Raw genomic sequence first — 22,458 nt, 5'->3', positions numbered from 1 at the left:
TTTGCAAATGATTTTTTTAAAAGGTCTTTTTACAAAGCTCTTTCTATAAAGGTCATTTTAGCAAAGGTTTTTAGTAGTGAATTGAGTTGTAAGTAGATTGTTATAAAACAACAAAAGGGCAGGGTTTAATGAGTTTATTATTTAATGTGTTGTGGATTATTTTAGGCGGTTTTTTTGTTTGCCTAGGTTATATTGCCGGTGGCATTGCCCTGTGTTTGACTATAGTGGGGATTCCCTGGGGATTTCAGTGTTTTAAAATGGCGTTGTTTTCTTTGTTTCCGTTTGGCAGTGAAACACGGGCAAAACCTTATTACGATACTCACGAAACCTTAAACTTGCTGGCGAATATAATCTGGTTAATCTTTGGTGGCTTCTGGGTAGTGCTCTGTCATTTGGTTTGGGGAATTGCATTGTGCTTCACCATCATTGGCATACCTTTCGGATTGCAACACTTTAAAATGATGCGACTAGGTTTTACGCCATTTGGCCGAGAAATTTACGAGCCGCGTGCGATGCATGGTTAGAAGTTTTATTGATCGTTTGAGCAATTGACTATGAGTCATTTGCTCGATCTTCCAGAATAAAATTTCTTAACGCTCGTTCGCTACGCATAACATACAGAATAAATACTGTATTAGGCTCAACTCTATAAAACACTCGACAAGGACCAACAACAATTTCACGATATCGTGAATCACGTAAGTCGTCTGGGACTTTTCCTGATTTTGGAAAATCTTTTAAGCGCTTTACTGATTTAAATATCTTCTGGACAAGCTTTTTGGCTGCAACTGGTTTATCAAGTGCTATGTATTCTGCTATATCATTTAAATCTTCAAGTGCAGGTTCGGTCCATTTTATTTGAGCCATTTGCTCATTTTCTCTTCTGCTTCCGTTTCAGAATATACTCGTCCTTCAAAAATAGCTCTTTCACCGCGTGCAATGCCTTCTAAAATTCGCATTCTGTTTTGCATTAACTCATAGTCTTCTACATCAACAAGATACGCAGATGGTTGTCCGTGCTCTGTAATGAGGATCGGTTCTTTTGTCTCATGGAGATCCGCTAAAATTTTTGTAGCTTGTCTCTTGAGCGTGGTGACGAGTTCTGTTTTCATAAAGTGATACTATTCTATCACTTTCTTCGATGCAATGATTTTTTAGCCGGAGATTTCTTAGCCTAAAGCTAAGTTGCTGAATTTTGAGACTATTAAGTTTTTTCCAACGTGGAAGGCTTTGTTGAGTCCTTACAAAGCCTTGGTCAGATTGTGGCAGTATGCTTATTTGAGCTTGAGCTGGTATTGAACGCTGACTTTTCTGTCATTCAGAGTTTTTTGTTTAGGGGGTTGTGGCCTTAAGGGGCGGAGGCGAAGGAAGGCTGATTTAGCTACTCACCCACCAGCTCATTAATCTGTGACTCTATGGCAAGTCGCTGTTGAATCAGTTCGGTGCGTTTTTTCTTGGTGGCGCTGGTAGTATCGGCAGGATCCAGTGCTTTTATTTCATTTTCAATGCGATTGATTTCGTTGGCGTAGGTACAGATTTTTTCGACTTGCTCATCGTTCGACTCTTCAACAAACTTAGCGTGCAGTGCCTGTAGCTGACGATCCCGTGCTTTTAAATGTTCGATGGAATCTTGTTGCGCCTGTTTCATTTGTTTTAAGTCTGAGTTTAATTGTTTTTCGCGTGATTGCAGTATAACTATTCGAGTGGATTGATCCTGAAACTTGCGCGTCATGGCAAGGAAGTTACCGATAATGTCTTTGCCAGAGTCCAGTTCTTTTGATAGTAGAGAACATATTTTTTTAGCGTCGTCGAGCATACGCGTGTAGCGTTTGTTGTTAGTTAAAATAGCATCGCGATCAATGGTTTCGTTATCTTCGTAATTATTTCTATTGGTGGAGACCACTTCGGAATGTTCATCGACGGCGTCATCTATTTCGGATGTTTGTTTGATAGCATTTTCGAAATGTTCCATCAGGTTCATACCCATTTCATAGGCACGTCGAATTTCTTTCACTTCGTCTTCAAGTTGCTCGCCGCCAGCGGTGCTGGAAATACCGGACAGTTCACCAAAGGCGTCCATGCTGTTGTTGAGTTCTTCCAGCAGGCTGTTGAGCTGATCTTCATCCATCCCTTCATCAATAATGTCGGAAAGTCGCAACGCTAATGATTTAATGGTCTCTTTACTGCGTTGCAGTGTTACTAATAATTCATCGTACAGATTTTTATAATGATCACTCTCGCTGCCTTCGGATGAACCCTCCGTTGGTTCGTCTTCATTGGTTGGTTGTGTTGCAGTGCTAGGGCTTGATGACAGTTTTGCGATCACTTCTTTGGTGTTCTTTACAAACAGTGGTATTGAAAACTCTTTATCACCATCGGCGCGTAAATCACGCTCTTTGGAAAATATCAGATGGCGGATAGCCAGTGACAGTTGCTCCGATCCTACTTGTTCGTCGAGTTTATCGATGGGTTGTTCGGGAAACTCCTCTTCGTAGAAGGCTTTATTTTCATCAATTGATTGCTGTAGGAATTGCAGCGGCGGTATGGCTTTGCTGGGATCATCATTTTCATCGGCGGGCTTTGCGCTGGCCAGTTTGCGTTTTAATCGGGTGTGTTCTCGTCGCACCTTCATATTGTGTTTGCGAGCACGACGAAGCTCGCGGAAGGTAAACCATAAACCTCCGGCCAGTACCAGACATAGCAATATCGACAGTTCGAGTCCCAGCAGTAGCGGGAGGTTTTGTTCATCCATAGGCAGTCAAAAAATGTAATATTCTCAGTTAATTATAGCCAATAATTAGAATCCGCCAACGCTAGTTTGGCTAACTTTCTGATTTTTTTAAGATCTGAAGATATCACGGCCGGACATTCATGGTTAGGCGGTTGAATGATCGATGTCAAATCCGGCGCTTATGGTACAATCGCCCAAAATTCATTTCCTGATGGTAATTACAGCATGAAACAAGACTTTTTTAACCAATTGCAGCAACAAATAGAGCAGCTTCACAGTGATGGTCTGTACAAAGATGAGCGGGTGATTGATTCACAGCAGCAGGCTGATATCCATGTAACCAGCGGCGAAGACGTTATTAATTTTTGTGCAAATAACTATCTGGGACTGGCGAATCATCCGGAGTTATTGGAAGCAGGCAAACAAGCCATCGATAAATGGGGCTACGGTATGGCTTCGGTTCGCTTTATTTGTGGTACACAAGCGGTGCATAAAGAGCTGGAGCAGCGCATCAGTCAGTTTCTTGGTATGGAAGATACCATTTTGTATTCCTCCTGTTTTGATGCCAATGCGGGTCTGTTTGAAACCTTGTTAAGCGCCGAAGATGCCATTATTTCCGATGCACTGAATCACGCCTCAATTATTGATGGCGTACGCTTGTGTAAAGCAAAGCGTTATCGTTATAACAACAACGACATGACGGATCTGGAAGCCCAGTTAAAGCAGGCTGATGCCGATGGCGCACGCCATAAGTTAATCGCTACCGATGGCGTGTTTTCGATGGATGGCTATATAGCCAATTTAAAAGCTGTGTGCGATCTGGCGGACAAATACGGCGCCATGGTGATGGTGGATGACTCTCACGCGGTTGGCTTTATTGGCGATAAAGGACGCGGTACTCACGAGTATTGTGATGTGATGGATCGGGTCGACATTATTACCGGTACACTAGGTAAAGCACTGGGCGGTGCGTCGGGCGGTTACACGTCGGCGAAAAAAGAAATTGTTGAGTGGTTACGTCAACGCTCACGTCCTTACTTATTTTCTAACACATTGGCGCCGGTAATTGCTCAGGCGTCAATCAAAGTGCTCGATATGCTGGAAAGCGGCAATGATTTACGCGCCAAGTTGCGCAGCAATGCCGAATATTTCAGAGAAAAAATGACCGCGCTTGGTTTTGATTTATTGCCCGGTGAGCACCCGATTATTCCGGTAATGGTAGGGGATGCTTCTTTGGCGAAAACCTTTGCCGATAAAATGCTGCAGAAAGGCATTTATGTGGTAGGTTTTTCGTTTCCGGTGGTGCCCAAAGGCAAAGCACGTATCCGTACACAAATGTCAGCCGCGCATGACAAAAGTCATATCGACAAAGCCGTTGCGGCGTTTGAATCTGTCGGTAAAGAGCTCGGCATAATTTAAGAAAGATAACGTAATAAAGACTACTGATTAACTGATCATTCAACAAACACTGGCCATCCGGTAGCACCGGTTGGTCATTGGAGACTGAACACCATGGGTATGATGAAGACACTGACCAAAGCCAAATCAGAAGTGGGTATCTGGATGCAGCAGCAACCAAAACCCGAAGTTGGTCACAACGATGTGTTGATTAAAATCCGTAAAACAGCAATTTGTGGCACCGATATGCACATCTATAACTGGGATGACTGGTCACAGAAAACCATACCGGTACCCATGGTAGTCGGGCATGAGTTTATTGGTCAGGTAGAACAGGTTGGGCAGGAAGTTAAAGGCCTTAAAGTGGGCGACAGGGTGTCCGGCGAAGGGCATATTACCTGTGGACACTGCCGTAATTGTCGAGCCGGACGCCGTCATTTGTGCCGTAATACCTATGGCGTGGGCGTTAATCGCGCTGGTGCGTTTGCCGAGTATCTGGTGATCCCTGCGGATAACGCATTTAAGATCCCGGATGATATTAGCGATGATCTGGCGTCCATATTCGATCCTTTTGGTAATGCCGTGCATACCGCGTTGTCGTTTGATCTGGTGGGCGAAGATGTGCTGATAACCGGAGCAGGTCCCATTGGCATTATGGCAGCGGCGGTTTGTCGTCATGTGGGGGCACGTCATGTTGTGATTACCGATGTGAACCAGTATCGACTCGATTTAGCATTGAAAATGGGCGCTTCTAAAGCGGTCAATGTGGCCAACGAAAAACTCACCGGTGTTATGAAAGAGCTTGGTATGGAAGAAGGATTCGACGTTGGGCTGGAAATGTCCGGTGTTCCATCAGCGTTTCAACAAATGCTTGATACTATGAACCACGGTGGCAAAATTGCCATGCTGGGCATACCACCCGGTGAAATGGGCATCGACTGGAATCAGGTGATATTTAAAGGTCTGGTGATCAAAGGTATTTACGGTCGCGAAATGTACGAAACCTGGTACAAGATGGTCAGTATGTTGCAATCCGGGCTGGATATTTCACCAGTGATCACCCACCGTTATTCTGTTGATGATTTCCAGAAAGGCTTTGATGCCATGGGATCGGGTCAATCGGGCAAAGTGGTTCTGGACTGGGGCGAATAACTCCAGCAAAGCATGATTTCAAGTAACAGCGATTCAGGAAAAGTTTGTGACAGCCAAAAGTTTATCGATTAACTGGCAATGGTCGACGCTGGATGAATTAAGCGTTGCGGAAGCTGTTGCCATGCTCCAATTGCGTCAGGCGGTATTTATTGTCGAGCAGGACTGCCCGTTTCACGACATCGACGGTCTGGATGATCAAGCGATTCATTTATTGGGCTGGCAAAACAATACCCTGATTGCCACCTTAAGGCTGTTTCCCGAGTACGCCGATTATCAGAACCGTTGTTCCATTGGCCGTATTTGTACCCATGGCGAATATCGCCGTTTTGGTGCCGGTCGTGAACTGGTGCAGCAGGGTATCGATTATATCGAACAGCATTACCCCAAGCGGGAAATTCAAATTGGTGCACAGCTTTATTTAAAGCGATTTTATGAAGACTTCGGCTTTGTTCAAAGTTCCGATGTGTACGATGAAGACGGCATCGATCATATTCATATGATTCGACCAGCAGCTTCAACCCAGGCGCCTCAAAAGGCTTAGTGGTATGTTTCCGGTTGGACGGATTAATTCTTATCGCGCTGCGCAGGCATTCTGCGACTATCTTAATTCCAGAGGCATTACTGCACAGCTTGAGCAGCAAGATGAATTTGTCATTATTTATGTTCGGTCGGAGTCGCATCAAACGGTTGCGCAGCAAGAGTTGAACGAATTTTTGCGAAATCCAAATCATCCCAAGTATCAAGCCGCGTCATGGAATGCTGGCAGTACCAGCACTAACCATCAAACAGCACAATCATGGTCGGGCGGCGGAACAGCGATAAAAAGTTTTCTTGCTCGTACCGGCATTGCAACAAAAGTCATCGCACTGCTCGCGATAACGGTGACATTAGTAACTGGTTTTGGCACCAATTCACTGGTGTTCTGGTTTACCTTCCACAGTGAGGCGATTTTAAATGGTCAGTTGCATCGTTTGATCAGCCCTATTTTTTTACACTTTCCGGTGCTTGGCATTCCGTTTTTACATTTACTGTTTAATTTGATGTGGTTCTGGGATCTGGGTGGTCGGCTGGAAAAACGATTCAACGCATCATTACTGATTTACCACACGGTGGTGATCGGATTAATTTCGAATATTTCGCAGTATCTGGTTTCCAGCAGTAACAGCATATTTGGCGGCCTGTCAGGTGTTGTTTTTGGTTTACTTGGCTACTGCTGGTTGAGGGGCGAGATTGATCCTCGTCTTGGTTTTAAACTGAATAAAAATATCGTCATTTTTATGATGATATGGATGGCATTGGGATTTGTTGGTGCTTTGGGCTCGATAGCCAATGCTGCGCATCTGGTAGGTTTTTTGACGGGCCTGGCGCTGGCATGGCTTGATGTTAAAGTATTCAAGTTCCGTTAATGATTTATCACAGCGCTGCGACACATTTAAATTTTATATCGCACTCAGCGTAACAGGAATCAGTCAGGTGGCTCCATGCTGAGAAAAAAGAGAGTTCAAACTTATGAATCAGGCAACATCATTTAAACGCATTTCCATCACTGAAAGTAAGCAACTGCAAGATGATAGTAATGCGGTCATGGCGGATATTCGCGATCCACAATCCTATGAAAATGGACATATCCCTGACTCGGTTCATATTACCAATGATAATCTGGCCGAGTTTATTGCCAATGCCGACAAAGAACGGCCATTAGTGGTGGTGTGTTATCACGGAAATTCCAGCCAGCAAGCGGCGCAATTTTTTGCTGGCGAAGGTTTTAATGACGTCTACAGTATGGATGGCGGCTTTGAAGCCTGGAAATTGCAATACCCTGTGGCATAGATTCAAGTGGTTTGAATCAATGGGTTTTAATCTATGAGGTTCAATCTATAGTTACAAGCTGACTTAATCTGTCGGATTATTGGTAAATAAATTTGGTAAACCAGATTTCATCAACCAGTTCCTGACCGGTTTCTTCCTTTAACACACTCGCCAGTCGTGACTTGATCACCCCACGAATTTTATTCCGGTGTTCAATATTTTTGATGTCGTCTTCGGTTTGCGCGTTGATAACATCAATTAACGTATCTTCCACCAAAGGTTTGTGCCGCTCTAATAAATCGAGGCTGGATTCGGAAGATACCTGAATTTGAATATCCACCGTTACAAACCCTAAACGACGTGACGGCGGCTTTTGATAATTTGTGATGATATTGGGATCCAGATCATAATAAAGTACTTCAGGTTTTGGTGCATCAGGATCTTCGGCCGCCATAACCGGTACGGCACAAAATAACGCAATCATCAGTGCAGTAACCATGACCGTATGCAGGTTGGTTGTTTTATTAGCCGGGTTTCGCCATAAAGCGTTTCGATTGAGCAGGCCAGAGTTCATAGTATTTGTTCATCGTTGATAAGGTTAGTCTATTCATTCAGTATAGTCCGCTTCGAGTGATTCTCAATACTTGCTGTGTATGAAATTAAGCGATTGTCGGGCAGTAAACCGCAACCGGGCCAATTAAATGACAAGCCAGCCTTTGGCTTGGTGGGGTTTCGGGATACAATCCGTGACATTAAGTTGTGAATAGTATTCAGTCGCGCAGAGTATTCAACAAGAGAGTAATACTCAAAAGAAAGTAGTACTCCAAAGAAAACGTTATTCAATAGAAAGTACGACTCAATAAAAAGCGCTAACAGAAGATGACTCTAACAAGACAGTAAACCACAACAGAACATGATAAATAACAATAAAACACGCAACCGATGGGTTTGAGCAAACATGGAGCATATTAACTGGCTGAGCTTTACCGGTTCCCTAACCGAGAAGATGGAGCAACAAAGTGGCCACGCCATGACAGTAGAACTCTTGTCACAAGGCATGGCGCCAGTTTACAAGGAAGAAAGACAGTTATTAAAACTGCTGCCAAGAGAGTGGGCCTGGGTGCGCGCAGTAAAGCTTTACCTCGGTGGCGAGCCCTGGGTGGTCGCCCGAACTGTTGTGCCACCTTATTCTTTTCAGGGTGAAGTGAACCGGTTAAAACTGCTTAAAAATAAACCACTCGGACCGCTGTTGTTTCATCGTCTTAACGCCAAGCGTTGTGATATTGCATTTGAGCGGGTGCAACAGGCACATTGGTCCACAGGGCTACAGCAGCAACGCTTTTCTGATCCTCTCTGGTGTCGTCGTTCGCTATTTTATGTCAATCACCAACCCTTATTACTTAGGGAACTGTTTTTGCCCGAGCATCCTGTATATGACCATGAAAAATAAGCCAACCAATAAAGACTGGTTTTTAATAGTCGCACGGTTTATGCATCGTAAAATGCCCTGGCTGTTTATGCCGGTGACTAGCCTGTACCATCAATGGTTGCCCGATAAGGTAACGGTTAAGATTGGCTATTACTGGCAATTAATGCGGGCGGATCGACCTATCGGCACCTTTCTATTAATGTGGCCGACTTTATGGGCATTATGGTTGGCGAATAATGGTGCACCATCGTTATCACTTATCACTATTTTTCTTCTCGGTACTTTTTTAATGCGTTCGGCGGGATGTGTGATCAACGATTACGCGGATCGCAATATTGATGGCCATGTTTCGCGCACAAAGCAGCGCCCATTGGCGCAGAAGAAAGTATCCGAAAAAGAAGCATTATTATTATTTGCTTCGTTGGTGGTCATGGCTTTTTTTCTGGTGCTGTTACTGAACAGTTTTACCGTTATGTTATCGGTTGGCGCATTAGCCATTGCATCGGTTTATCCTTTTATGAAGCGTTACACTTACTTTCCTCAAGTGGTATTAGGCGCAGCGTTTGCCTGGTCGATCCCTATGGCGTATGCCGCCAGCAATAATTCAATACCCGCTGAAGCCTGGTTACTGTATGTATCCGTGTTAATGTGGGTTTTGGCTTACGATACTTTCTACGGTATGGTGGACAGAAAAGACGACATCAAACTTGGTGTTAAATCCACCGCCATTTTATTTGGCGAAGCGGATTTGGCCATTATTGCAGTGATCCAGTTTTTCTTTATGTTTGGACTGTTATTGTTAGGATTGCGATACGAACTTCACTGGCCTTATTATTTAGGCTGGTTTATCGCTGCAGGGTTGATGGGGTATCAATTCTGGATAACAAGAAAACGCAAACCAGAGCAATGCTTTAAAGCGTTTTTGAATAATAATTATGTTGGTATGGCAATATTTACCGGTATTGTTGGGAGTTTTTTAGTTAGGTAATACATTTAAAAAGGAGCTATATATGCAGAGAGTAATTCTAAGTTTGTTCATTTTTTCAGTGATGTCTGTTTTTGCCGATTTTCACAGTGCCCTTTCATTTTATGAAAAAGGCGATTATGAATCCGCTTATAACGAATTTTATGACATGGCCTCTATGGGAGAGCAACGTTCGCAATTCAATTTGGGTGTAATGTATTATCAGGGGCAGTACGTTAGTAAAGACATCAATAAAGCGTATGCTTGGATGAAGCTTGCAACCGATAGTGTTACGGCAAAAGAACACGAAAAGAAAATGTTTCAACTGGTTGCCAAGCAGGCAAGTACTAAAGAGGGTGATGCAATATATATTAAACTCAAGCAGCAGTTTGGTATGAATGCTTTAATGACTAAGTTGTATCCGGTCATACGCCCAAGTAAAAAGTCCAGTCAAGCAACTCCAATTTATATAAAAGAACCTAGATACCCTAAGCGAGCAGCAATGAAGGGGATTGAAGGTTTTACTCAGTTTAAATTTGATCTCGATGAAAGTGGTAAACCTAGGAATATTGTTTTGGTCGATTCTTTTCCGCCTGATACATTCGACCGCAACTCATTAATGGCGATTAAAAACTGGCGCTTTGAACCGGTAAAAAATGAAGTGGGTGAGCCGATTTATAGTAAAGATTTATCTTATACTTTAACCTTTCTGCTAAGTGGTGGTGAAGGTCAAAAAGAAGAAGTTGTTATCTCGCTTGATAACCCCTTGCTTTCGTTTAAGTCATTGGAATTGCCGGATTTCCCCGAGCGAATTAAGAATCAAGTTGCATCTACAAACTATCCTGTCGAAATAACTGTTAATTTCGATATTGACAGTTCCGGTAAACCGCTTAATGTTGTTATCGATGGTGATGAGCGACATGGTAAAGAAGTTATGGCTGTTATTGATGAATGGAGAGTATCAACTAACAAAGCACAATCTGATTTACGAGCTTCTGTTATCTTTGTGCAAGAAAGCAAGATTAGTTTAAAACCAAAAGCGTCGATTTTTAACAACATCAAGCAAGCTGCACTAAATGATGATCCCAATGCTCAATTAAAGTACGGGTTAATGCTTGAAAGATTTCCAATTCTTGAAGAGGCCGGACGTCAAAATGAATGGTATTTAAGATCGGCTATTAAAGGAAATAATGCAGCTCAATACCTTCTTGGTAAAAACTTGATCAAAGGGAAAGGATGTGTTGCGGATAAAGCAAAAGGAATTGAGTGGTTAACTCGTGCAGCTAGTAGTGGACAGGCAGAGGCCAGAGCAATACTCGGAGAGATGTTTATACAAAATAATGACTTAAAAAGTCATTTAAAAGCAAAGGAGTATTTGGAATACGCCGCAAATAATACCGATAAGCAACAGGTCAAACTGCAGCTGGCGAAACTGCTACTAACTTCTCCCTATAATGAAGTGCACAAACCAGAGGTTGCCCTTGAGCTTGTGGATTCTATCAATTGGGATCAAGTCGGTGACGATATCACTGAATATGAGCTTAAAGCGAAAGCTTATGCAGCAATTGGTGAATTCGAAGAAGCTGTTGAGTACCAAGAAGAAGCGCTCGAAGAAGCCGAAGACGGTGATTTTTATAGCGAAGGCATCCGGCAGCAGCTGTTGGCTTATCAGGCCAAGTTAAAGTCTCGTTAATAGTCCTCTAGTGCCTCTGTTATTCTAGGTGAAAACCCCTATACCCACTAGGGGTTGATCCTGATACTTTTTAAACGGGGGATCAGCGATGGTAATGCGCTGTAAATGATTGTCCATTTAATGTTCAGTAAGTGATTCAAACTCGCACCGATAACTGGTTTAAATGGCTGTCTATCCATTGTATCTCGCTCAAATTGCCGTTATAGGTCGTATTTACGACGGTTATGTTATAGCTTGAAGAGCTTACTGGGCATAAGATGGCACTGTTTAAATATTGCTCAAATGTCGGTAAATGAGATATTGTCGGTGGAAAAATAGCATTCATCTGGTTTAGTCTGGAGCCGCTCATGGATAAGCAGCGCACTTAAATAACACTTAAAGCGTTAAATTCCGTGGGCCATCGAGCGTTATCGACATTCGAGAGATAAGAATATAGCAAGTGTTAATCGATTGTTATCACTTGCGTAAAGGGGGTAATAATTATGATGTATCTAAAAGCTGTGTTGGTGGTCGCCAGTTTATTTTTTACGGCTGTTACTTACGCACAACCTATTGATTTAAAAATAAAAAAGAACAAGGTTATTGCAAAAATTGAGTTAGCCGGTGGTGTTGAAACGGACTTGGAGCTGAGTTTTGAAAACAGCCTGGGTCTGACAAAAGACAGCATAGGTATAACGGCAGAATTGGTGGATATTACCGATCCTGCGCTTCTAAGTCGCTTACCCAGTGCTCTGACCACTACACCAGCGGCTTTTCCCATGATGATTACCATCGAGCCACCCGCTTCGATGGGGTTAGGGTTTAATGGTGTGACGCATATTGATATCCATACCCATAATCTTGAGTACACGCCTAATACGCCCCTCCGGTTATACAAAGCGAGTCTGGGGCAAGATTTTCGTGATATTACGGTAACTACAGGTGCGGGTAGCTGGCGTGCAAGAGGCCATATGGGCGACTTCTCCCAGTTTATTGTGGTCACCGATTTGCGAACTTCTGGCACGGTAATCAATGCCAAGCTGAATCGTTTGCAAACATTACTGACCAGTTATTCCAATCAGATGGATACTGTTACTGCGACCAGTCTGTCAGATAAATACAATGAGTTGGCAAGCGCAGTTAGCCAACAAGACTACAGCCAGGCACTGGTACATGCGACCGAGTTTAATGACATAGTGTCGTCGAATCGGGGTGAGAATATTCCTGATGTATGGCGTTCCAGCCGTGATATTACCAACGTGGCAGGCGAGCTGATGGCACAGGTTGAAACATTAAGTTTTAGTTTACGACTGGCTCTGTAATTTAATTATTACGATAGATTTATTTATCGTTAAGAGTAGTTCGTGGTTAAACTTATTTATGGTTAAATTATGGTGTTATATTTGTTACTAACGTTGCGGAACACCATTTATTTATGAAAGCCCGCCTGACATTTTTATTAAAAGATCAGGCGGCTATTGATGTCGTTTTAGATTCTGATCATCGTTATACATTAGGTCGTGCTAATGATAACGATATTGTTATTACCGATCCCTCCATCTCCCAATACCACGCAGAACTGTATCAGGAAAATGACTTCTGGCTGCTGCAAGATTGCCAAAGTCAAAACGGACTCTGGGTTGATAATCAATCACTGGATTGCTGTGTATTAACCGATCAGTTGTCAGGGTTATTAGGTAATGTTCCCTTTATGGTTGAGCATTTGTCACAGCAACGTCTGGACGCAGAATTTGCTAATAATGACTGGCGTACGGCCCAATCGCAACGGATTATTTCGAACCTCGATCCTGAACAACAGGACAATATTTTTGCCGAGTACATTAGCGCTGTTGTACAACTGACCAATATGGAACGTGGGCTTTTATTATTAGGTGACAGCCTTGAAACAATGCGCATTCATGCCATCAGTGGTTTGGCGGCAAAAGAATTAAATCTGCAGGAATTTAGTGGCAGTGTTGGCGCCATCGAACAAGCATCAACGGATCGTGAAGCCTTGGTTGCAATGGATACCTCAAATCATCCCATGTTGTCTTCGAGGGATACGACAACACTTAAAAATATTGCGGCTCTGGCCTGCGTTCCTTTGCTTCAGGGCGAGCAACTTTTAGGTCTCATCTACACCGATAGTCAGACCGCTGGTAAGGTTTTACGACGTTTGGACTTTGATATTTTAATCAGTCTGGCGGATCAAATTGCAGCCAATATCTATTCTTTAAGTATTAATGATAACCTGATACGATTGATTGATAAGGTGCGAAACCTGCCGCACCAGACGCTCCTCGATATCCCGTTGGAGCGTATTCATCAATCGAAATTAGGTTAGTGCATTGACGAATAGCTGGTTTCAATTCAGTTGGGCGCTGTTTCCGTGATTCTATCGGCGGGAACGGTTCTTATCGGACGCTTTGAAATACTTGAGCCATTAGGTAAAGGGGCGCACGGACACGTCTATTCAGTGCTAGATAGGCAACTGGATTGTCAAATTGCTATAAAAGTTTTGTCCGATGAGTTAGTCCAGAACTCCCAGCAACTGTCTCGTTTTCGTGATGAAATCTTAATTTGTCGCAGAATATCCCACCCCAATATCATACGTGTTCATGAGTTTTATCACGACATTGATTGTGTGTTTTACACCATGGATCAGGTAGATGGAACAACCCTTTCCGAGTTCATTAAGAATAAGGTCTCTCTATCATTAGATGAACTTCATAATATTGCCATGCAGTTGTTTGCTGGTATCGAAGCGGCCCATAAAAAAGGGGTGATTCATTGCGATTTAAAGCCGGATAATATTTTAATTACGTCTGATCATCATGTGTACATTAATGATTTTGGTATCGCCAAACTTGAAGCCAGTGACAATTTAGAGTTTGCTACTCATGCCTATGCCTCGCCCAGTTTATTAAACAGTGGTGAGGTTAATGAGAAAATTGATTTTTATGCAATGGCTGTGACCTTATATGAACTAATGCATAAAAAACTCCCCTTTTCTGAACAACCCGCTAATCAGTTAACTGCTGAAAAAAATAAAGGCGCAAGTGCGGTAAAACTAAATCGAAAATTTAAAACATTTTCTGCATTTTTTGATCGATCTTTATCGGCGATGCCCCATCAGCAGCCAGAGACGATTGATGAAATGCGTGAACTTTGGCTTGTTGCATTTAATCAAACTCAATCAAGTATTGCATCATCCAGTCAAACTTTATGGTGGCGAATCGCAGGGGTTGTGATTATTTTCGGCTTTTTTGGATTCTTTTATTGGGGATTTAATTCTTCATCAGTCGATACTAACGCCCAGGATGGTTCCGGTAAGCCGCTGGCTGAAAAGTCGGCTAAAGCTGTGCAATCAGATAATAGTGTCGTTGATTCCATATTGATCTTACCTATGCAGACAACAGGAAGCTTGAGTGCATTAAATTACTCTTTGTCGGATGCAAGTCTAGCCGTACTTTATAATCGACTGTCTCAGTTCCGTTTAAGAATAATTGATGAAGCCAGAATGAGGCAAACGCTGGACTATCTGGGTTATCAGATACCTCTTACAAATCATCAGAAAAAACAACTTGCTGAATTACTGGGCGCAGATTACTTGCTCACCGGAACACTTACCAAGCTTGGCGATCAGGTGGATATGTCTCTGCAATTACTGGACAGTCGAACCAAACAATTAACTGAAACATGGCAGCAGCAAAAAAATTATTCGGAAAATAAAATACTCGATGAGTTATCGAACAGTGCCAGTAACATTGCTGAACATTTAAATTCGACAGAGCACACACAAGTGGATGCAATAGTCAGCGGTCGGGCCAACTGGTTGATTCGACAAACAGAAGACTTTATAAGTCAAAATAGGTTGGAACAGGCAGAGCAAACGCTGACTAACCTGAAAAAAGAGTTCCCTGAACTAAAACAGGCAAGCTTTCTTGAAGCAACCATTGCTCTATGGCGGGGTGAGCTGATAAAAGCCGAAAGCTTGTTAGAGCAACTGATTAAAAATACCCGTCACGATAGTATTTTGCATCTGAAAGCACAGGCAAGGTATTCAGAATTAAAATCTGATAATAAAAAAGTTGAACATTTTTACCAAAAGCTGATAGATATTTTGCCCTATGACTTAAGCATTAACTTTGATTTTATCTCTTTCTTAAACTCACAAGGCCAGGTTGAGCAAGCCAAAAAGCAATTAATGGCTTTATCAAAGCAAGACACTCAGTCACCAAAAATCTGGTTTGAATTGTCGAAAGCCGCTATTCGAACCGGTGACATTCAGCGAGCACTGGATGAATATTTGATGAAAGCGCTGGTAATCTATAAGCGAACCAAAGATCGATTTGGTGAAGCCAATGTATTGAATGCTTTTGGTGTGGCGCTTCAGCGGCAGGGGCGTTTTCAGCAAGCGGAAGATTATTACCAGCAGGCATTAAACATTCGTGAAGAACTCGATGTGCCTCAGGCCATAGCAACTTCGCTTGGTAATTTAGCAACCATGCAATCGATTAAGGGGGATTTTTCTGCAGCCAAACAATCACTGCAAAAAGCTTTGGCAATTAGAACGGAAATTAATGATTCAGTTGGTGTCGCATCAATAAATGATAAATTGGGATTACTGGAAGAGGAGCAGGGCGATTATAAAACAGCGCTTAAGTATTATCGCGATGCATTATCCATTCGTATGACACTCGACGATAACTGGCTGAAAGCTGAAAGTATGAATAATATTGGTTATATCTACTTTTTACTTTCACAATTTGATGAAGCATTGGTCTATCTAAGACAGTCGGAACAAAATTATCTGTCGGTCAATGAGCCTATGGGAATCATTAAAGTACGACAAAGTCTTGCTCAAATTAATATGCAGCAAGGTAACTGGCAGTCGGCTTATCAGGTTTTCTCGACTACCACAGAAGATGCAAAAGCATTAGGTTTAAAAGAAGAAGCATTAGTTGCGGAAGGTTTTTTAGCGAGATTATCATTCTTTCAGGGAAACTTTAAGGTCAGTGAAAATATCTGGCAGTCTATAAAAGATCAGGTGATCGCTGCTAAAGACAGTCGTGGAGAAACCGAAATTAATTTATGGCTGACTGAAATGTACATCAACACTGGCCAGCTGAATAAAGCTCGTAGAGTTATCGAAAATATTAAACAAAATCTTTCCGATGAGGAGAAGTCCGGTGAACAATATCAGTGGTATAAACTACTGGAAGTAGAGTTATTGGCAAGCAGAGGAGAATATCTGCCCGCAGTTAGATTGTTAAATGACTTTAGAGCCAGAATGAATGATAAGACATCTCCCCTGATTCAGTTTCGAACGTTGATTTTAAACAATTGGATTGCGATAAAGTCTGAAGATTATTCCGGTAACTTTATAGAAACACTGGAATCATCATTAAGTCCGGTAGCAAGTGCTCATATTGTGGACTGGTTTAAGTGGCAAGAAATACAGGCTATACACGCACTCAATCATTCGAACTGGAATAAACTGGAAAATATATTAAACAATGTGCTTCCCGATTTACGGCGGCTAGATAATTATTGGCGACAATTTCAGTTTGAAGCCTTGTTGTATGAATTAAAAAACAATAAGCAGGTACCGGCCAGTCAGTCTATTTATAAAAATTCATTGCAAAGAATATTGTTGCAAATACCAGAAAATAATCATGAAACATTTTTGCAGTTAAATAATTTTCCTGCGCTTACGGTCAGTGAGAAAAAGGAGTAGCAGGATGGCGGATTCTCGGCTGGTGGATCAAATATCCTCTCTATTACAACAACAAAAAGTGCTCAATTTACAGCTGCAAAAAAATAATCAGCAAATGCAGTTATTGGCTCAACGAATCTGGGATTTCAAAGAGCAGGAGCAAAAGCAATTAGCAAAAGAGTTGCACGATGGCGTTGGCCAAATATTGACCGCGCTGATTAACCGTTTGAACAGTGATACAGCAAAAAGTGAAGCGCCAACAGAAGAACTCGAACTTGCAAGACAAGCACTGCAAGACATTAGAGATTTATCCCGATTAATGCGCCCACCTATTTTAGATGATCTGGGGCTTGAAGCGGCAATCAAGTGGTTAGCGCGACAAATGAGCGGCGTTAATGACATAAAAATAACCGTTGTGGTAGGTGAATATCATAAAATGCCTGAATCTATTCAGACCACTTTTTATCGCATTTGTCAGGAAGCACTAACCAATACGATTAAACATGCAGCTGCTAGTCATGTTTTTATAAAACTTGACTCAAAAGACGATGGTTGGCATTTATTGGTTTCTGATAATGGCTGTGGTTTTGAGTTGGCCGATGATTCTCAGAAAGGCGTTGGTTTATCCTCAATAAAAGATCGCGTTTCTGCCTATTCAGGACGGGCAATCATTGAAACAACACCGGATGAAGGCTGTTCCATTAAAGCCTATATTCCAATGGCAAGTGCCGAGTCAACAATTACATCGGGTACAAAAATAACATCGGATAATATAGAGCTTAATAATAAAAAGGCTAAAACGAATGATTAGAGTGGTGTTGGCAGACGATCACGACATAGTAAGAGAAGGAATGATCAGCTTACTGAAAAATAGTGATGAATGTTTGGTTGTTGCGCAGGCTTCAGATGGCGCTGAAGCACTGGAGAAAGCGTTAGAGCATAAGCCTGATGTTCTTGTTGTTGATATCAGTATGCCTAAAATGAATGGACTTGAAGTAGTCAGGCGGGTTAATCAGCAGCTGCCTGATTGCCGAATTTTAGTTCTCACAATGCACGAAGAAAAAGAATATGTGATCCATATGGTGAAGTCGGGGGCTGCGGGATATCTGGTAAAAGACAGTGCCAGTAAAGAGCTGCTTGAAGCCGTTAAGCGGCTGGCGACCGGTAAGTCGTATTTCGGACAATACGCCACGGAAATATTAGCGGAGCAATACCGTAATCCAGATGATTCATTTGATGATCCCTACCAAAATCTAACCGATAGAGAGCGAGAAGTTTTTCATCTGGTGGTTCAAGGCGCAACAACCAAAGATATTGCCCGTTGTTTGGGGATCAGTGCAAAAACCGCAGAGAACCATCGTGGAAAAGTAATTGAAAAACTCGACGTGAAAAATACCGTTGAACTGGTTCGGTACGCCGCCAAAAAAGGGCTTTTGTAGTTAACGTCTCTATGGAACTGGTTTTGTTGTAATGGCAGTAAATTTTTTGTAATGGAGTCGCTTCAGCTTCTTTGTTAAAAGAAATATTAAGGGAAAAAGCATTTGTCTACTAGGGGTATGCCCTTATCCCATTCTTCTATTAATCGTGTCAGTCTGATGATTACTATTCTTTTAAGCACAAGAGTGTGAATGATTAAGCTGTTATGCCGTTACGGGCTATTATTAGGGTGTTTTGTTTATTCTCTCGCGATCCGGTCGGCGGTGATTGACCCCGCACTTAATTCATTTTTAAAGCAGTCACAGGATCATACATTGCAAGAGGTTCTGGTGACATTTGATCAGACTTATCCTGTGACCAATAATCAATTGCGTTATTTATCTGACGAAGGTATGACTGGTAGTCGCTTAAATGACTTGCCAATGGTGTTGGTAAAAGCCACGGCAACACAAATTAAAACGTTGGTAATGCGAGAAGATGTCGTTTCCATCTGGTGTAATGAGCTGCTTGAATATGAATCCATTCAGCACTACGAATCATCTAGCAGCTCGATAAAAGAATTAACGTTATTACAGCGATTAAAAGTCAGTTTGATTGATAATCAGGAACAATTAAACGCTCATCATCGAACATCTTCAGTTAGTACGAATAAAGTATCTGTATTATTAAATGATTCTGGCATCGATATTACGCATCAGGATTTAAGTTTTCCGGATGTTGTCAGGCAAAATCTGACCATTCAGCCAGAACTAAGCAGTTATTCGAATATTGCACCGCTGCGTATGCAATCTTCTTTAAAAAATACCGACATAGGTGCCGGACACGGTACCTTGGTTGCTGGTGCAATCAGTGGCAGTGGTGCACTATCCGCTGGCAAATATATGGGGGTTGCTCCTGAAACACCCATAATAAGTATTGGTTCAGGAAACAAAAAGACATTGTTTGATGCACTGGCAGGTATGGATTATGCGTTACAGCAACGGCAGCGATTAAACATTCGAGTGGTGCTGAATGCATTTGGCAGTCGTCATGACATGGGAACACCATTGAATATTTCTCACCCCATGACCATTGCCACCAAGCGTTTGAGTGACCGGGGAATTATTACTGTATTTTCTGCCGGCAATGAGGGGAATAAACCAGGATCGCTTACTGGGAGTTATAAAAAAGCGCCATGGGTCATTACTGTTGCTGCCGCGAGTCGCGATAAAAATATTGCGGAGTTTAGTTCCTTTGGAGCGCCAGTCAAAGCACAGGAAATCATCATGGATGACCGGCGATATTTTTGGCAGGATCAACCGACCATCACTGCACCGGGGCAAAATCAAATATCACTTAGAGCGTCATTATCGAGTCTAAGTGCGTTATCGCTTCGTGGAGACAGTCAGCAATTATCAGCCAGGCTTCTTGCTTATTATACCCAGGCAAGTGGAACATCTTTATCGGCGGCATATGTTTCTGGTGTTATTGCAGCTATGCTTGAAAAAAATCCTGAACTCAGTTGCCAGCAAATAAAAATAATTTTGCAGCGTACTGCTGAACCCATAGAGCAGGCTGAACCTTGGCAAGCAGGCGCAGGAGTTATCAATAAAAAAGCCGCTATTGAAGCGGCTTCAAAAAATGTTTCAGTAAACACTGGCAAGGTTAGTTCTGAATTTTCATCACTTTAGTCTTGCCGCCACTTAACCATTGCCCAGCGCGCTGTTTTTAGCAACCCTTCGCGAGTGGACTGACCGAGCATGGACATCACCAGATGTTGAATATCAGGAACACTGCCACTGATAATTAAATCGCCGCCTTCACCGTTGGCAATTAATCCGTTGCGTCGTAGCGTGCCGACGATTTGCTGAAACAAACTTTTATCAAAGGATTCCGGTGCGTAAATATTGTAAAGCGCTGAAATACGTTGTGCCAGCTTTTGGCTTTGTGTTTCCAGTTGTCCACGGCTGATGGCTTTTTGTCCTGCGTGAGTCGCTAATAATGTCAGGGTGATGCCGTATCGCTCGAGTGTTTCTTTTAAGGTATCGGCAAGTAAAATTAACTGAGAAAACTCATCGCTATTGATATCGGGTCGGAAAATTTCATCTCCGGATTTGTTTAAAATATTTTTATTGCAAAACTCTTCGACGTATTGATCGATAACTTCGGAAAGTTGATCGTCAGAGTATTGTAAAAACAACTCTCGTTTAAGCAGTGGGTAAAGGGCTTTGCACTTTGCTACCAGCTCTACAGACTTCAGGCTGCTGGAGTGTCGAAAGCAACTGGCGATTAAAGCGGGTAATGCAAATAAATGGATAATATTGTTGCGATAATAAGTGAACAGGACAGCGGAGCGTTCGGGGATCTGACATAAGTTACCCATCGGATTTTCAAACTCGTTGATGGCTCCCAGTAGCTTGGCTTCTTCTATTAAATTTGCAACATTATCATCCGACAGTTGCATATCATCACTGTAGCTGACGGATTTTAGTAGTGATAAATACAGCGCCAGCTGATTTTCAAGTTCCTGTTTTCCCAAGGTATGACGAGGGGTTGAAAGTAAAATTAAACTTACCAGATTGACGCAGTTAACCACCACACTCTGGTTAATTCGGGTCATATTTTCTTCGCCCAGTTTCAGCGCTACGTCCGATAGCCAGCTTGGCCGTTCACTGCTGTCGTGGTTATGAGTCGTTTTTTGAGGGCAATGCTCGGTCAGCCAGGACTCAAGATCGATAGGTTCGGCAAAATTCACATAAACTTTTCCGTATCGCTGTTTAAGCTGATTGCGAACTTTTAAAAGTTGCCCCATGGATTCTTTTTTCTTTTTTGCGCCCTGCATTTCGCTGATGTAGCTTTTGCCTTCCATCATGCGTTCGTAGCCCACATAAACCGGAACAATCATAATGGGTTTTCGGCAACCCTTAAGGTAATTCTGGATCATCATGCCCATCATGCCTGTTTTCGGTTGTAGCAGTCGGCCGGTTCGGCTGCGGCCACCTTCGGGGAAAAACTCCACCGGTACACCTTTATCCAATAGGGCATGAAAGTAGGCATTAAAAACCGCTGTGTAGAGTTTATTGCCACTAAAACTTCGACGGATAAAAAAGGCACCGCCACGTCTTAGCACACCGCCAATTGGCCAGAAGTTCAGATTAATGCCAGCAGCAATATGTGGTGGCACCAGTCCTTCATAATAAAGCACATAGGATAACAGCAGGTAATCTATGTGGCTTCTGTGACACGGCAAATAAACAATTTCATGGTCGCTGGCTAAATTTCTGACCCGTTCAGCGTTGTAAACTTGCAGGCCACCGTACATTTTATTCCATAACCAGGACAATAAACGGCTGACCACACGTATGGTTTTGTAAGAGTAGCTAGAGGCAATTTCATTGGCGTATTTTTGTGCTTGCTTACGGGCTTTATTAGCGGTTATTTTTTTCTTTTTCTGTTCACGCTTTATTGCTTCAATAACACCATCGTTGGCCAGTAAACTGGTTAACATTTGTTTTCGGTTGGCCACTAATGGCCCCATGGCAGCGGTCCATTGTCGGTGGAAATAAACCCGTAACGTACGAATGATTTTAAGTGCTTTGGATTCTGCACTTGAAGCGGTACTTAGCAAACTGAGTTTTACGGGCTGACCAAAATGCATAAAACTGTTTCGACCCTGAAATAATAAAATTAATAGCTTTCGGATCGGCGTCGCACTTTCGGTATCGGTAAATAAAACACGTAACAAAGATTTTTCTTTACCAGGATTTCGCCCCCAGTAAATAGAAACCGGGATTAATTGCGGTGCATCCATATTGTCGTCATGCTGCTGCAATAAGTTTTGTAATTGTCGGTTGTACTTTTTTATGGTGGAGGGGCGGCGGCCAAAAATTTGTTTGTGTTGAATAAAGAACACGCCACCGTTGGGTATTGTCTGATCCGACTTGCTGATGTACCTGGGCTCTGGCAGGCCAAGGTTTTTACATTGCTGCTGCAACATAAGAAAACTGCTGGTGGCCCGGGTGCGTAAAACATAATATACCGGTTGGTCGGTGTTGATATCGAGTGTTGTTACCGGTTGTTCGGGCAGTGTTTTAATACGCACTAACCATTTTAATGGTTGCTTGACCAAACTAAAGTAGATACTTCTTAATCCCATCATCGTATTAAT

General features: G+C 42.5%; 20 protein-coding genes. 15 read left to right on the top strand and 5 right to left on the bottom strand.

Annotated features, from left to right (window positions below; translation table 11 throughout):
- Nucleotides 1–128 precede the first annotated feature (128 nt).
- A complete protein-coding gene (locus C8D97_RS13385; protein ID WP_109764289.1) occupies nucleotides 129–524 on the top strand; it encodes a YccF domain-containing protein in 396 nt (131 codons plus the stop codon).
- Between the two features lie 28 nt (nucleotides 525–552).
- Here the strand turns inward: C8D97_RS13385 and C8D97_RS13380 are convergent, their stop codons facing one another.
- The 3 genes from C8D97_RS13380 to C8D97_RS13370 all read right to left on the bottom strand — a co-directional run bounded on the left by C8D97_RS13380 (nucleotide 553) and on the right by C8D97_RS13370 (nucleotide 2,752).
- Nucleotides 553–867, bottom strand: coding sequence for a type II toxin-antitoxin system RelE/ParE family toxin (locus C8D97_RS13380; RefSeq protein ID WP_109764288.1), 315 nt, complete (start codon nucleotides 865–867; stop codon nucleotides 553–555).
- Nucleotides 855–1,112 carry a type II toxin-antitoxin system Phd/YefM family antitoxin gene (locus C8D97_RS13375; RefSeq protein ID WP_109764287.1) on the bottom strand — a complete coding sequence of 86 codons (258 nt, stop codon included), beginning with the start codon at nucleotides 1,110–1,112 and terminating at the stop codon, nucleotides 855–857. The genes C8D97_RS13380 and C8D97_RS13375 overlap by 13 nt, the downstream gene beginning before the upstream one ends.
- A gap of 269 nt (nucleotides 1,113–1,381) precedes the next feature.
- Nucleotides 1,382–2,752: a hypothetical protein gene (locus C8D97_RS13370; RefSeq protein ID WP_109764286.1), complete on the bottom strand. Its 1,371-nt coding sequence runs from the start codon at nucleotides 2,750–2,752 to the stop codon at nucleotides 1,382–1,384.
- A gap of 204 nt (nucleotides 2,753–2,956) precedes the next feature.
- Here C8D97_RS13370 and C8D97_RS13365 point away from each other — a divergent pair, with 204 nt between their 5' ends.
- The 5 genes from C8D97_RS13365 to glpE all read left to right on the top strand — a co-directional run bounded on the left by C8D97_RS13365 (nucleotide 2,957) and on the right by glpE (nucleotide 7,111).
- Nucleotides 2,957–4,150, top strand: coding sequence for a glycine C-acetyltransferase (locus C8D97_RS13365; protein WP_109764329.1), 1,194 nt, complete (start codon nucleotides 2,957–2,959; stop codon nucleotides 4,148–4,150).
- A gap of 102 nt (nucleotides 4,151–4,252) precedes the next feature.
- Nucleotides 4,253–5,281, top strand: a complete 1,029-nt coding sequence (gene tdh / locus C8D97_RS13360; protein WP_109764328.1) for an L-threonine 3-dehydrogenase — start codon at nucleotides 4,253–4,255, stop codon at nucleotides 5,279–5,281.
- 46 nt (nucleotides 5,282–5,327) lie between these two features.
- Nucleotides 5,328–5,822, top strand: a complete 495-nt coding sequence (locus C8D97_RS13355; RefSeq protein ID WP_210204946.1) for a GNAT family N-acetyltransferase — start codon at nucleotides 5,328–5,330, stop codon at nucleotides 5,820–5,822.
- 4 nt (nucleotides 5,823–5,826) lie between these two features.
- Complete coding sequence (gene glpG, locus C8D97_RS13350) at nucleotides 5,827–6,687, top strand: rhomboid family intramembrane serine protease GlpG (RefSeq protein WP_109764285.1); 861 nt, start codon at nucleotides 5,827–5,829, stop codon at nucleotides 6,685–6,687.
- A 103-nt stretch (nucleotides 6,688–6,790) separates the two neighbouring features.
- The gene (gene glpE, locus C8D97_RS13345) at nucleotides 6,791–7,111 is read left to right on the top strand and encodes a thiosulfate sulfurtransferase GlpE (RefSeq protein ID WP_109764284.1); all 321 of its coding nucleotides are present in this window, start codon (nucleotides 6,791–6,793) and stop codon (nucleotides 7,109–7,111) included.
- A 76-nt stretch (nucleotides 7,112–7,187) separates the two neighbouring features.
- On the opposite strand, the gene C8D97_RS13340 is transcribed toward glpE, so the two are convergent.
- Complete coding sequence (locus C8D97_RS13340) at nucleotides 7,188–7,664, bottom strand: flagellar basal body-associated FliL family protein (RefSeq protein ID WP_109764283.1); 477 nt, start codon at nucleotides 7,662–7,664, stop codon at nucleotides 7,188–7,190.
- Between the two features lie 384 nt (nucleotides 7,665–8,048).
- Between C8D97_RS13340 and C8D97_RS13335 the strand changes: the two genes are divergently transcribed.
- The 9 genes from C8D97_RS13335 to C8D97_RS13295 all read left to right on the top strand — a co-directional run bounded on the left by C8D97_RS13335 (nucleotide 8,049) and on the right by C8D97_RS13295 (nucleotide 19,981).
- The gene (locus tag C8D97_RS13335) at nucleotides 8,049–8,540 is read left to right on the top strand and encodes a chorismate--pyruvate lyase family protein (RefSeq protein ID WP_109764282.1); all 492 of its coding nucleotides are present in this window, start codon (nucleotides 8,049–8,051) and stop codon (nucleotides 8,538–8,540) included.
- Nucleotides 8,530–9,507, top strand: coding sequence for a 4-hydroxybenzoate octaprenyltransferase (ubiA, locus tag C8D97_RS13330; RefSeq protein ID WP_245411451.1), 978 nt, complete (start codon nucleotides 8,530–8,532; stop codon nucleotides 9,505–9,507). Before C8D97_RS13335 ends, ubiA begins: the two co-directional genes overlap by 11 nt.
- Before the next feature lie 22 nt (nucleotides 9,508–9,529).
- Nucleotides 9,530–11,176, top strand: a complete 1,647-nt coding sequence (locus C8D97_RS13325; protein WP_109764281.1) for a TonB family protein — start codon at nucleotides 9,530–9,532, stop codon at nucleotides 11,174–11,176.
- 482 nt (nucleotides 11,177–11,658) lie between these two features.
- Nucleotides 11,659–12,477 carry a DUF6689 family protein gene (locus C8D97_RS13320; protein ID WP_109764280.1) on the top strand — a complete coding sequence of 273 codons (819 nt, stop codon included), beginning with the start codon at nucleotides 11,659–11,661 and terminating at the stop codon, nucleotides 12,475–12,477.
- A 113-nt stretch (nucleotides 12,478–12,590) separates the two neighbouring features.
- Nucleotides 12,591–13,499, top strand: coding sequence for an FHA domain-containing protein (locus tag C8D97_RS13315; RefSeq protein ID WP_109764279.1), 909 nt, complete (start codon nucleotides 12,591–12,593; stop codon nucleotides 13,497–13,499).
- 45 nt (nucleotides 13,500–13,544) lie between these two features.
- Nucleotides 13,545–16,895: a protein kinase domain-containing protein gene (locus C8D97_RS13310; RefSeq protein WP_146196148.1), complete on the top strand. Its 3,351-nt coding sequence runs from the start codon at nucleotides 13,545–13,547 to the stop codon at nucleotides 16,893–16,895.
- Nucleotides 16,896–16,899: 4 nt separating this feature from the next.
- Nucleotides 16,900–17,685, top strand: a complete 786-nt coding sequence (locus C8D97_RS13305; protein WP_109764277.1) for a sensor histidine kinase — start codon at nucleotides 16,900–16,902, stop codon at nucleotides 17,683–17,685.
- Nucleotides 17,678–18,313, top strand: a complete 636-nt coding sequence (locus C8D97_RS13300; protein ID WP_109764276.1) for a response regulator — start codon at nucleotides 17,678–17,680, stop codon at nucleotides 18,311–18,313. The genes C8D97_RS13305 and C8D97_RS13300 overlap by 8 nt, the downstream gene beginning before the upstream one ends.
- A gap of 189 nt (nucleotides 18,314–18,502) precedes the next feature.
- Nucleotides 18,503–19,981: a S8 family serine peptidase gene (locus C8D97_RS13295; protein WP_109764275.1), complete on the top strand. Its 1,479-nt coding sequence runs from the start codon at nucleotides 18,503–18,505 to the stop codon at nucleotides 19,979–19,981.
- Here C8D97_RS13295 and plsB read toward each other — a convergent pair.
- A complete protein-coding gene (gene plsB, locus C8D97_RS13290; RefSeq protein ID WP_109764274.1) occupies nucleotides 19,978–22,449 on the bottom strand; it encodes a glycerol-3-phosphate 1-O-acyltransferase PlsB in 2,472 nt (823 codons plus the stop codon). The genes C8D97_RS13295 and plsB overlap by 4 nt on opposite strands.
- Nucleotides 22,450–22,458: the final 9 nt, after the last annotated feature.

The organism is Pleionea mediterranea (genome assembly GCF_003148745.1).
GTDB lineage: Bacteria > Pseudomonadota > Gammaproteobacteria > Enterobacterales > Kangiellaceae > Pleionea > Pleionea mediterranea.
Note: the sequence above shows the minus strand (reverse complement) of the source record. Positions and strands in the feature narration are given on the sequence as shown.